Annotated in this window: 7 protein-coding genes, 1 tRNA gene and 2 pseudogenes; 6 read left to right on the forward strand and 4 right to left on the reverse strand. The window is 37.0% G+C overall.

Annotated features, from left to right (window positions below):
* Positions 1-25 precede the first annotated feature (25 nt).
* Positions 26-1,364: pseudogene (locus EEI45_RS02605) on the reverse strand (IS3 family transposase).
* A gap of 64 nt (positions 1,365-1,428) precedes the next feature.
* On the opposite strand from EEI45_RS02605, the gene EEI45_RS02610 reads away from it, so the two are divergent.
* Both EEI45_RS02610 and EEI45_RS02615 read left to right on the forward strand, forming a co-directional pair.
* Positions 1,429-2,367 carry an IS30 family transposase gene (locus EEI45_RS02610; protein ID WP_125163807.1) on the forward strand — a complete coding sequence of 313 codons (939 nt, stop codon included), beginning with the start codon at positions 1,429-1,431 and terminating at the stop codon, positions 2,365-2,367.
* Positions 2,368-2,415: 48 nt separating this feature from the next.
* Positions 2,416-3,153, forward strand: a complete 738-nt coding sequence (locus tag EEI45_RS02615; protein ID WP_125164041.1) for a hypothetical protein — start codon at positions 2,416-2,418, stop codon at positions 3,151-3,153.
* 333 nt (positions 3,154-3,486) lie between these two features.
* Here the strand turns inward: EEI45_RS02615 and EEI45_RS02620 are convergent.
* Positions 3,487-4,640 (reverse strand): IS3-like element ISErh1 family transposase gene (locus EEI45_RS02620; RefSeq protein WP_125164042.1). Its coding sequence is split into 2 segments (ribosomal slippage): positions 3,487-4,367 and positions 4,367-4,640, totalling 1,155 coding nucleotides; the frame shifts between segments, so codons are not numbered across the junction.
* A 140-nt stretch (positions 4,641-4,780) separates the two neighbouring features.
* Complete coding sequence (locus EEI45_RS02625) at positions 4,781-7,729, reverse strand: polysaccharide lyase 8 family protein (protein WP_228410467.1); 2,949 nt, start codon at positions 7,727-7,729, stop codon at positions 4,781-4,783.
* A 381-nt stretch (positions 7,730-8,110) separates the two neighbouring features.
* Between EEI45_RS02625 and EEI45_RS02630 the strand changes: the two genes are divergently transcribed.
* The 4 genes and pseudogenes from EEI45_RS02630 to EEI45_RS02645 all read left to right on the forward strand — a co-directional run bounded on the left by EEI45_RS02630 (position 8,111) and on the right by EEI45_RS02645 (position 11,429).
* Entirely contained in the window at positions 8,111-9,388 is a 1,278-nt protein-coding gene (locus tag EEI45_RS02630; RefSeq protein WP_125164043.1) for a M15 family metallopeptidase, read from the forward strand.
* 91 nt (positions 9,389-9,479) lie between these two features.
* Positions 9,480-10,616, forward strand: a pseudogene (locus tag EEI45_RS02635) (IS3 family transposase).
* Between the two features lie 121 nt (positions 10,617-10,737).
* Positions 10,738-11,196, forward strand: coding sequence for a GNAT family N-acetyltransferase (locus EEI45_RS02640; protein ID WP_125164044.1), 459 nt, complete (start codon positions 10,738-10,740; stop codon positions 11,194-11,196).
* Positions 11,197-11,352: 156 nt separating this feature from the next.
* Positions 11,353-11,429, forward strand: a tRNA-Arg gene (locus EEI45_RS02645).
* Positions 11,430-11,471: 42 nt separating this feature from the next.
* Here EEI45_RS02645 and EEI45_RS02650 read toward each other — a convergent pair.
* On the reverse strand, positions 11,472-12,341 hold the full coding sequence (locus tag EEI45_RS02650) for an acyltransferase family protein (RefSeq protein WP_228410468.1): 870 nt from the start codon (positions 12,339-12,341) through the stop codon (positions 11,472-11,474).
* Between the last annotated feature and the right edge of the window lie 104 nt (positions 12,342-12,445).

The following is a 12,445-nucleotide window of genomic DNA, read 5'->3' on the forward strand; positions in this document are numbered from 1 at the left end:
AACTGAACCCCAAATTTTGGACAAGCTAATTATCTTTTAAATTTAAGGATTGATTCCTGTATTGAACAGGGGTCAGTCCTTTTAGTTTGCTCTTAATTCTCTTGTTATTATAAGAGTCGATATATTCATCAATTGCATCAACTAATTCTTCTACCTTTTTATACTTATGTTCTTGGTCATAATACATTTCTGATTTTAGTAGCCCAAAAAAGCCCTCCATGAGTCCGTTATCAATACTATTTCCCTTTCTTGACATACTTCTAATCATCGAATGTGCTTCTAATTCTTTCACATAAAATTGATGTTGGTATTGCCATCCTCTATCCGAATGAATAATTGTTCCTTGCGTATCGTTACAAGAAAATGCCTTGTGAAGCACGTCTCTAGTTTGATCCAAATTAGGACTTGTAGATATGTTGTAAGATACAATGTATCTACCATATGCATCAAGTATTGGTGAAAGATAGATTTTCTTCCCTTGCACATTAAACTCAGTGATATCCGTAAACCATTTTGATTGGGTTTATCAGCTTCAAAATCTCTTTGAACTCGATTCTCAACAATGGTTCCCACTGTCCCTTATATGAAGAATACTTACGTTTCTTTCTTATGATTGAATGTAATCCCATTTATTCATAAGTCTCAAGACTTTCTTGTGATTTACACGAATTCCTCGATTATTTAGTTCTAAAGTAATTCTACGATAACCATATCGTCCTTTGTGATCATAATAGATTTCTATAATCTCTTGCATGAGTTCGTCGTTTTGGTATCAAAATCAATTTTGAAACGTAGAAGTAGTAAGTAGATCGAGCGAGTCGGATATTTTAAAAGAATCTCTAAGGGATATTTTGTCGTAGTAGAAACTACTCTGGTTTTCTTCTTTCGCGCTCCACCTTTGTTTCACTACGGCATTCAATTTTTAAATATTCATTCTCCGCTTCCAAATACTTGTTTTTTTTCTTCAATGCCTTTAGTTCATCATTAACTGTTAACAGTTTAGTTGGTTTTGTCATAGATGGTTTACCTCGTTTCCGTTCTATGACATTATAGCCGTTTTCTTTATAATTTTTAATCCAATTGTAAATCAATCCATCAGAACTTAATCCAAGTTCGATGGCGATAGCTATTGTACTTTCTCCATCCATTAATATCCGATTTATTACTTCTGACTTAAATTCATGAGAATAAAAGTGATTTTTGTTTCGTCTTAGAACATTGGGTCCATGTTGATCGATAAGTCTTACCAAATATTTAATACTTGATTTATTAATACCATACTCATTTACTAATGAACATACTGATTGTCCTAACTTTCGTTTTTCATATATTTCAATTTTTTGTTTTCGTGTTAGCTTAGCCATAAAAAACCGCACCTCCTCATCTTTGTCCAAGATTCGGGTGCGGTTCACTAAAAGGAGCTCCCATATGAAGTATAAACAATTAGATAAAAAAATGAAAGACCAAATTGATATTCTATTAAGCATCGGCTACTCTATGCGCAAGGCAGCACGTAAACTCAATATATCTCATTCTACGATTTCTAGATATAAAAATAATGTCTATAAGAAACGAACGATTGATATTCGAGAAAAATATTCCCACTTAATCGAATATCTGCATTCTCACTATGATCCTAAAGTTCATTGGGTAGAAGTATGCTTGAGTAACTATAAACGATATCATCCATATAAACCGTGTGTTTCATCGCAGCAAGTCTATAACTGGATTAATCAAGGTAAACTTGATATAAAACCAAATAGAATGTGCTATAAACGTCGAAAACGTAAAAAGAGAATTAGTGGAATGATGAATCACTTGAGATGGAACTTGGAAGAGAAAACGGTACTTCCAATTAGCCTTAGACCTAAATACATTGAGGAACGTAACGAGATTGGCCATCTCGAAATCGACTCTATAATCGGTAAGAAACATGAATCTGCAGCGATTATATCCATTGTAGACCGCTGCTCAAGAATGACCTGGCTTATTAAAGCAGAATATCGATATGACTATTACACATCAAACTTAATTCGAAAATTTATTGAAGAGAATAATATAACCACGAAATCGATAACAGTAGATAATGGACTTGAATTTAAAACATTAGGAATTACAGCCAAGCGGTTGGGTGTGAAACTATATAAGTGTGATCCATACTGTTCTTTTCAACGTGGAACCAATGAACGAGCGAATGCAATCGTTAGAAGGTTTATACCAAAAGGAAAATCAATGTATGATATAGCGCAACAATATCTTGATGATATTTGCTTCAAAATTAACTCAATGCCGCGAAAAATATTTGACTTCAAAACGGCCTATGAGATAGACTTTAATAAAAGTGAAAGTGGTGCGGTTGAGATTTGATAAAAGAAAACGCCGTACCAGGCGTTTTATTGCTTTCAAGGGGGATCTATGAAACCAACACTTTTTACACTTTGCCTACTCCTTTTATTAAGTGGTTGCCACAAAGAAACAAAACAGTATTCAAAAACCGAAGCATCGATTGGATCGGATGTCTTAGAAGTTGAGCACCTTGAAAACGTGGTCGTACCCGAACTTTTACGACGCTACCAAAACATCAGTGTCATTGACTCTCGCTCTGTTGAAGAAGACGTCCTTGAGGAAACGGATTCGGGCGAAGATTCTGATTCAAATTCCAATCCAAATTTAGAGTACGAAGATATTTCATCCTATGGCATCAATTATAATTACCATGGCGACAAGCCAGATTTATCTCATCCTATGATTGCGGGCATGCCAACCAAACTACGCCAATATTTCTATGCGTTTCGTCGTGGTTATCATGAAGTTCCAGAAGGGTCCTATGCTTATGTAATGCCACATGAACGTTATATATATTTGCTTCAAGATTGGATGATTATGGATACAGAAAGCATGTATCATGAGATGGCTCATTTATACGGATTTGCCACCGGGGCGCATGACACAACAGAATGGGAACAGATTTATTTGAATGAATGGCAAGATGGCACCTATGGCTCTACAAATACTTACGAAGCCTTTGCGGAATCGGTTGCCGGTTATTTTATCACCCCTGATCTTTTGGAGGGAAAACCACAGTCAAGAGCGTACGTGCATCAAATCTTTAAAGATTCTGAAAAATCAATCATCCCTCAAGGGGCTCATTAATACATTTTGAAAGACACAGTTGTTTTTAAATCAACGCGAGGACGCATAATAGCCTCATTGTTAAGTGATAACGAACATTGAAGGCACGAACATGCTTTCGTATCTTTGAATGCATGGCAGTCCTTTATGGACACGAAAAGGAAAGTGAAATGATGGTTTGGGTAAAACAACTGTGTCCATTCATAAATGAACGCTAACCAAGATTCACCCTAAAAATACTTTTATATCATACCTTAACTTTAAGTTGAAATAAATCAGAGGCCTACCAGAAATAAAAACCCTTATCCAAGAAAGGAACTGACCTAGTTCCTTGGGACTAAAGAAAAAACCAAGTTAGGATGAAGTTAACCGATAATTTACGGGAGATTGATATCCTAGCTTTTCTTGTATTCGATTTTCATTGTAATATTTTAAATAGTTTATCACAGTTTGTGATACAATTTCAGTAGAACCCTTTAGTTCTGGGTTTAATTCGAATGTTTCACACTTTAGCGAGGCATGAAACGATTCGATAGGAGCATTATCAGCGGGTGTACCCTTACGGGACATACTCATGGTAATGCTTTTATTTTTTACTTTGAGTTGATACTCTTTTGATGTATAGACACTCCCTTGATCAGAATGAAGAATACATGGCTGAACGATATCCGGAAGTTGATTTAATGTATCAACCACACATTCTAGGTTTTGTCTGTCACTCAATGTAGACGCAATAATCTCACCATTATATAAATCCATGATCGTAGATAAATAGAGCATCTTATGGCCATAAGGGATGTAAGTGATATCTGTCACCAATTTCTCTAGAGGACGTAGTGATTTAAAGTCGCGATTAATGATATTGGGCATAATGATCTTCGGATTTTTGTTTTTTCGATACCGTTTGACCTTAACACGGCATTGACATTGGTGTTTCTGCATTATCTTTTGAACAGTGTTCTTATTGATAATTCTTTCTTTTCGAATTAATGCAGTTATTTTTCGATATCCATAACGAAATTTATTTTCTTTACAAAGTTCAATTACTAATGCTTCATTGACAGAATAATTATTAGACTCTAGTTGCTCTTTTTTAGTCCAACGGTAATACGTTGACTTAGGTACCCCAAAAAGATTCAAGATATCTTTAAGAGATACAGTGTTGCGATACTCTTCAACGAGCTTGATGATTATTTCAGGAACCACATCCTTTCTCTTTCCAAATACTTTTTTAATAGTTCAATTTGTTGCTCCAAAGATTTAATTCTAAGTCTTTGTGTTTCTTCGACCGTGTCTCCTTCAGGCCCTTTTCCAAAAGTATATTGCTTGCCTACAGGTTGAGAAAATCGATAGTGTTCACCATTTCGATACCATCTCCACCATGTTTTGACTTGTGTTACATTTTTTATTCCAAGTTCAGTCTGAATAAACCTGCTTGAGTAGCCTGCCAATTTCATTTCTATAACTTTCATCTTTGTCTCATAGCTATGCATAGTTCGTGTTCCCATATAAAAACCTCCTATATTGAACTATTTTACAATAATTCTCATACAAGAGGTTTTTTTCTTTAGTCCCACGGAACTAGGTCAGTTCCGTCTGACATCATGTCAGATTGAGATGTTTTTACGTTTTACTTGTTTCTTAGCAATTAAGAGTCTTTACGCTTAAAGAGTAAGCCAAGTCCAATAATCATAAACGCTGCAAAGGATCGTGTTTCTGAATGGATACCTGTTTTAGGAAGTGTATCGGATTCTTCACGGTTACTTTCTGGTTTTTTAGTTGGTTTTGAAGGATCAATGTTTGGCTCTATTTCCACATCTGGTTTTCCTTCTTCAGGCTTTGTTTCCGGCTTTGTTTCAGGTTCTTCTTGGATTTCTTTGAGTTCAAGATGATCGTAGGAGGTTTGAAGTTGATCGCGGCCGTCTTCGAGATCTTCGAGGGTACGATCGGGATTATCAACGGTTTCTTGTGCGCGTGATCGTGTTTCAACTAGATCATTACTAGAATCTTCAGTATAGAGATCTAAATCAAGAGCATCGATTGTTTTAAAGAGCGTACGAATCTCTGACACGACAGCATTTTCAAGTGCCTCTGTATCAAGGCGTAATTCGATAATGCTGGAAGCCCCTTCAAGATCTTTGGTATTGATTGTGAATTGGTTTCCATTTTGAGTGATGTTTGAATCCATCTTGGTTACAGATTTGTAGGGACGGGTAATGGATACCTGAATTTCTTCCTCTACATGTTTTGGATCACTCACTGCAATGGTTAACGTACGGTTGTTTGTAATGTGTGCAGGAACGGATGCGGAACGGTCAACACCAATTCCTTCGAGATTGGCACCATCAACACCCCACACGTTCATTGCAAAGGTTGTATCTGTTTTGATTGCTTGAATTAAGTTGTTATTTTCAAGGATTTCGAGTGTGTTATTTTTAGCGAAGTCTTGAATTTGTGTTTCGGAACTGTTTGGAAGCATGACATACTCATAAGCATCATTGTCTGCGACTGTTCCATGGTTGATGCCCAATTTAAAGAAGTTTGAGCTGTATTCAATTTTGTCATCAAACATTAGGTTTTGATCTACAAATTTTCCACTGTGAACGGTATTACTGATTTCAACATCTGTTTCTGTTGGGAAGTAGTATCCAAAAGTTCCTTTGTCGCCGTTGTTGAGGGTAATGGTATCCCCTTTTTCAAGGCTTAGTTTTGGAGCGCTAATGGATGTTTCGTTGTGCTTGATTTGAGCATCGGCATCAACTTTTCTATTTTCAATTGTTGTTTCAATGGATGATGGGGATGTTCCTGTGATATTTGTTCCGAGTGCAACAATTGCATCATCTAAGAAGAACCATGATTTTTGAGCACGAAGGTCCATACCATTATTAAACGTATTTGTGTTGTAGTACATTCCTGCACTTCCTATTTTACCAGTTGATGAACCACCAACCCATGCTTGTTTGGATAGTTTTCGGTGGAGCGCTTTATTAGCTAATGGACGTGTATCAATGGTTGTTCCTGGAAGACGATATTTATCGACTGCTGCCCAGTAGGTACCGTCATATTGATCAATGTCGTTATCTGTGTACAGATAGAGCATACCACTTCCTGTATGCCATCCTTGCATGTTTTCGTTGTTTATGGATTCATAGTTTGAAATTCGTTTTGAGAACATGCTGAGTGCTGCGGTATAGTCGTGGTTACGATTTACAACGCGATCCATTGATCTATATATTTTCACATGTTGCGTTGATTCCAAGGTTTGGATGGATTCATCTTCAAAAATTTGTTTGGCTTTAACTAATGATTCGAAATCACGAGTACGACTAAAGTAATCGTGGTAACGATCTGATGCGATAATCCACTCTTTGAGGTGTTGTTTGTAAGTAGATTTTAGTGGTTCCGGTGCTGCATCTGCGATCAACATAATATTTGCGATACTTTCTTTTCCTGTATCAAACTCTTGTGCGGTTGGACTCATGTAAGGAGCGCGAGAAATGCTTCGACCATTAACCATTGACATCATTTTCCCTTTATACATAAGTGGAATGTATCCCTCATCAATCAGTGAATAGATATTTTGCATTGTTGCAGGATCCATAGCCCAAGGTGTGTCCGCGACAATCGATGCGATTTTCCCAATTCCCTTTACGAGGTCATTTCCGTAGGTACCAAGGTATGCAATATCTTTATGCTGTACAAGTGATCCATCTTTGTAAAGACCATCACCTGATGATACATATTGAACAACTTCCGGCATCTCTTGGTTTACATAATCAAGAAGTGAAGCATCTTGCTTCATGATCCCAACCCCTAAGAAAATTAGACCAACATCTGTTTTATTTGCACCTGTTGCTGGAGCACCATTGAGGAGCGTGGTGAGGTTTGTATTGTAGACTTCAATTCCTTTTAAATAACGGGTTATGTCCTCTTGGTCGATATAATCATTTACAATCGAGAGGATATCAAGAAGGCGCATTGGGATTCCAATTTGCCAATCCCACCAGTTTCCGTGAGTCGGAACGGTGAATGGACTTCCATACATTTGGTCGTTAATGAGAAAATCAAGTTGCGTCGAAATAAAGTTTAAGGTTGCTTCATCTTGATAATATTTACTTCCGTACGTTCCAAATGCAATCGCAATGGACTTTAGATTTGTAAATTGACGGGTGTTATGAGCAGCTACGGTTTTGTTGTCTTCATTAGCCCATGGGAATTCAGGATTTGGACTTTGGTCAAGTGTTGAGAATGCGTCATCTGCTTTTCCATCAACAACCTGAATATAATCTTGAATGTGTTTGTCATTGAGGTTGATGGATTCATCTCCAACAGCACGTTCTTGCCAGCGTGATTCCATCGCTATAAAGTGGGAATCAACCGCATCTTCAGTAATATCAATTGAGATGCTTTGAACGATTTCAGAAGTGTCTTTTGATTTAATGTTTACGGTTGTTTTCCTTTTAAGGCCAAGGATAAGACCATTTTCTGATATCGATGCGATTGCGGCATCTGTAGTTTCAAATTGATAATGGCTATTTGGATCACTGAGAAGTGGCGTGACAAATTTACGATGTCCTTTTTGAATTGTAAGAGCCATTTCTTTTGAGTTTACCGGTTTACTTTCGGTATTAAAAAAAAAGTGGTTGTTTCTCGATTAAAGATGTGGGTTCGTCTGCATGGATCAACAATGCATTGGAACTCATTACGAGCGCGAGCCCGGTACATAATAATGTTTTGGTGTGTTTCATGGTATCCTCCTTTTGAATGCGCTTACAGATGAATTCTACATTTTACGGTGATGTTGGTCAATCGCTCCATTGAATTCTATAAGTGTTTGGTTGAAAAGTGAAAATGGGTTTTTAACGGTTTTTTTTTTAATTAAATCAAGGAATGTCTAAAGCTAAAGTTTAGTTAGAAGTGGATATGGATGAAAGAAAATGAGATAATTAAAGTCAAGAGTGAGGCAAGGAGATTGTGTATGATTAAATGGATTCAAAAACATAAATATGGGGTGATGGGCGCAGCGCTTGTGGTTACTGTTTTGGGTTTAGCAGTAATGGCATACATGATGTCTGGTGCTGCGATTCGCATCGTTGATGGCAATGAATTCGTGGTTGAAGCAGATAGTGATGTAGCTTTATCGGTTGTCCACGATAAGATTATCGTGGATCCGAAGACATCTGAGTATGAAATGGTTGTGGTTTCGGATAAAGGGGAATTATCCATTCAAGACCATAATGATGCGATAATTCAAAGGCGAAAGCTTGAATTACAGCCCAAAGGTATTTTAGTAGAAGAAAATCTAAAATTGCGTGTCTATTTAAAAGAAAATCCGAAACGTGACGTCCTTTTGAAGATTAAAACTGAAGATACGAAAGCTCCCGAAATTATTATTACACATGATGGAACTACTATTAAGGGGAACGAACAATCAATTTCGATAGGAGCATCAAAGATTACTGCAGTCGCAAAGGATTATGCTTTTGGATCGTTAAGCGAATCTTTAAAGGTAAATGTGAAAGGCTCGATTGATTATGATGAACCCGGAACCTATGACATGATCTATAGTGTCGATGATAAGACAAACCAAGTTGAACGTAAATTGACCGTTCATGTGTTGAAAGAGCATGCTAATGATGTGGAGGAAGGGAAACCACATGATGTTGAAAATCCTACGGATTATGATAGTGGAACATCTGCAGTGGTGGATTCTCATTCAGAACTTGTTTTGGTAAATAAGCATCGATCATTATCACGAGATTTTTATCCAAACCTCAGTTATATTCCTGCGGATTATGCTGTCAGCGAGGGTTATGAGGCAACCCCTAATACGGGTTCATCATTTGTTAAGATGGTAGATGCTCTTTATGATGAAACGGGTTTGTGGTTGCTTGCTACTTCATCCTACCGAGGTTATGACTTCCAAGAAGAACTGTATACCAATTACGTTGCATCTCACGGCCAAGTTCAAGCGGATTTAATGTCGGCAAGACCGGGACATTCGGAACATCAAACGGGGCTCGTTATTGATGTGGTGACACCAGGTGGGAATATGTTTGCTTTTTCTGAGACCGAACAATCCACATGGGTGAATCGCAATGCTCATCGCTTTGGTTTTATTGTTCGTTATCAAGCGGGCAAAGAACATATAACAGGATATCAACCCGAAGCATGGCATTTGCGCTATGTTGGTAGCAATGCTGCGACTGAAATCTATAACAGTGGTTTAACGCTTGATGAATATTTAAATCAATAAAAAAAGGAACTGACCTAGTTCCGTGGGACTAAAGAGAAAAACCTCTTGTATGAGAATTATTGTAAAATAGTTCAATATAGGAGGTTTTTATATGGGAACACGAACTATGCATAGCTATGAGACAAAGATGAAAGTTATAGAAATGAAATTGGCAGGCTACTCAAGCAGGTTTATTCAGACTGAACTTGGAATAAAAAATGTAACACAAGTCAAAACATGGTGGAGATGGTATCGAAATGGTGAACACTATCGATTTTCTCAACCTGTAGGCAAGCAATATACTTTTGGAAAGGGCCTGAAGGAGACACGGTCGAAGAAACACAAAGACTTAGAATTAAATCTTTGGAGCAACAAATTGAACTATTAAAAAGTATTTGAAAGAGAAGGATGTGGTTCCTGAAATAATCATCAAGCTCGTTGAAGAGTATCGCAACACTGTATCTCTTAAAGATATCTTGAATCTTTTTGGGGTACCTAAGTCAACGTATTACCGTTGGACTAAAAGAGCAACTAGAGTCTAATAATTATTCTGTCAATGAAGCATTAGTAATTGAACTTTGTAAAGAAAATAAATTTCGTTATGGATATCGAAAATAACTGCATTAATTCGAAAGAAAGAATTATCAATAAGAACACTGTTCAAAAGATAATGCAGAAACACCAATGTCAATGCCGTGTTAAGGTCAAACGGTATCGAAAACAAAATCCGAAGATCATTATGCCCAATATCATTAATCGCGACTTTAAATCACTACGTCCTCTAGAGAAATGGTGACAGATATCACTTACATCCCTTATGGCCATAAGATGCTCTATTTATCTACGATCATGGATTTATATAATGGTGAGATTATTGCGTCTACATTGAGTGACAGACAAAACCTAGAATGTGTGGTTGATACATTAAATCAACTTCCGGATATCGTTCAGCCATGTATTCTTCATTCTGATCAAGGAGTGTCTATACATCAAAAGAGTATCAACTCAAAGTAAAATAAAAGCATTACCATGAGTATGTCCCGTAAGGGTACTCCGCTGATAATGCTCTATCGAATCGTTTCATGCCTCGCTAAAGTGTGAAACATTCGAATTAAACCCAGAACTAAAGGGTTCTACTGAAATTGTATCACAAACTGTGATAAACTATTTAAAATATTACAATGAAAATCGAATACAAGAAAAGCTAGGATATCAATCTCCCGTAAATTATCGGTTAACTTCATCCTAACTTGGTTTTTTCTTTAGTCCCAAGGAACTAGGTCAGTTCCGTTTTTTTATGGGATGGACTGAGGGTTTTAATCTAAATTTCACGATGGTCATGTAAGATTAAGTTAAGAAGGAGGGGTAGAATGAATATTGAAAAGAAATGGTTTCATGATTTAACGAAAGAAGAATTGTTTGAGATGTATCGCTTGCGTATTGATATTTTTGTGGTTGAACAGGAATGTGCGTATCAGGAAATTGATGATTTTGATTTAACGGCACTTCATGTGTTTGTACGGGATGATGAAGGCGTTTTAGTCGGTTATGGTCGTGTTTATGACGCCGGTGACTCCAATACCTTTGGCCGTGTTTTAATCTTGCCAGCCCTTCGTAATCAAGCTCTGGGGTCGCTTTTAGTTCAAACTTTAATCGACACAATTAAGACAACGTTAAAAGATAAACCAATACACATTCATGCGATTGCATCGCTTCAAAATTTTTATGAAAAACGTGGATTCAAACCAATGGGGCCTGTTGTCGTTGAAGACGGTATCGAACACATTGATATGGAATATATTGGATCGGTAGAGCCAAAGGATCAATAGCACTTTCTTGCTATTTGACCCATGAAAATCACGATATTTGCATACTGATAATTTGTATATTTGCTAATTTGGGATTTTTTATATTTGAGCATTGCATATCCCCAGAAGCTAGCGTATAATAGGAAACATCAACAGGGATTATGTTGAAAAGATGATGCGCCCGTAGCTCAACTGGATAGAGCACTTGATTACGGCTCAAGAGGTTATGGATTCGACTTCTGTCGGGCGCGCCAAATATTAAATAAAACACCTACATTGTAGGTGTTCTTTTTTTGTTATGTTTGGTTGCGAAAGAGGCGTCGATAAATATAGCATATAAACCGATCATAGGCAGAAACCATTGGTTTACTTGAAAGCATGTAAACAATAACACCACACCAACTTAATACTAACATCAGCCTTATGGCTCGATTCTCAAGGTTAAAGGTTATTGGAGCCATCAAAATCAAGAGATAGGTATGAAACATGTAGATGTTTAACGAATTTTTTCCGAATCGATTCAATCGTGTTTGATGGTCTGGAACGCGATTTAATAAAACATAAATCCCCATAAACCCAAGACCGTAACGGATGATTGCTAAGAGAATGGGGTAACCCATTGTAGTAAAGAGTTCATGATATGATCGATCACCCCATAGAAATTCGGACGGTAAGTTAAGAACAAATGTATAGAGGTATGCCGCAAGGATAACTATTGCAAAGATAAGAACTGGATAGTGTTTGGTTTGCGATTGGATATCCGCAATGGTTTGATGTGTTGTGAAATATCCGGCAAGAAAATAGGGCAAGAAGACGAGAATACGAGATAACGTGAGGTAGTCACCAAATTCAGTGAAAAGCCCTCCTAAAACGCCAATAAACAAACTAAGCGCAAATATATCTTTAATATGAAGCAATGAGGGTAGGAGCAATTTCCAGATAAACATTGCCAGCAAAAACCACATTGCCCACCCGGGTGTTAAAAAACTAAAAATTGGAATCCCATCCGTGGTTTGAATGCCAAGCGGGAGCAATTTTAATATAGCCCAAAGGGTATTGAAAATAAAAAAGGGGATAAAAAAAGTCCGAAAAGCATCATTTCGGCCTTTCTCAATATTCTTCGACAAATACCCTGAAATAAATACAAAAGCAGGCATATGAACCATGTAAATAAGGTTGTAGATGAATTGAAGACTTTAAGATCATGACGTAAAAATTCAAGCCCATGACCAAAAACGACCATTAGAATAAGTATTCCTTTGAAATGATC

Source organism: Erysipelothrix piscisicarius (assembly GCF_003931795.1).
GTDB lineage: Bacteria > Bacillota_I > Bacilli_A > Erysipelotrichales > Erysipelotrichaceae > Erysipelothrix > Erysipelothrix piscisicarius.

What these genes read in the sequence shown, in the direction of transcription:
- EEI45_RS02610 (WP_125163807.1), top strand. Translation starts at nt 1,429, where the DNA reads ATGAAGTATAAACAATTAGATAAAAAAATGAAAGACCAAATTGATATT.
- EEI45_RS02615 (WP_125164041.1), top strand. Translation starts at nt 2,416, where the DNA reads ATGAAACCAACACTTTTTACACTTTGCCTACTCCTTTTATTAAGTGGT.
- EEI45_RS02625 (WP_228410467.1), bottom strand. Translation starts at nt 7,729, where the DNA reads ATGGCTCTTACAATTCAAAAAGGACATCGTAAATTTGTCACGCCACTT.
- EEI45_RS02630 (WP_125164043.1), top strand. Translation starts at nt 8,111, where the DNA reads ATGATTAAATGGATTCAAAAACATAAATATGGGGTGATGGGCGCAGCG.
- EEI45_RS02640 (WP_125164044.1), top strand. Translation starts at nt 10,738, where the DNA reads ATGAATATTGAAAAGAAATGGTTTCATGATTTAACGAAAGAAGAATTG.
- EEI45_RS02650 (WP_228410468.1), bottom strand. Translation starts at nt 12,341, where the DNA reads ATGGTTCATATGCCTGCTTTTGTATTTATTTCAGGGTATTTGTCGAAG.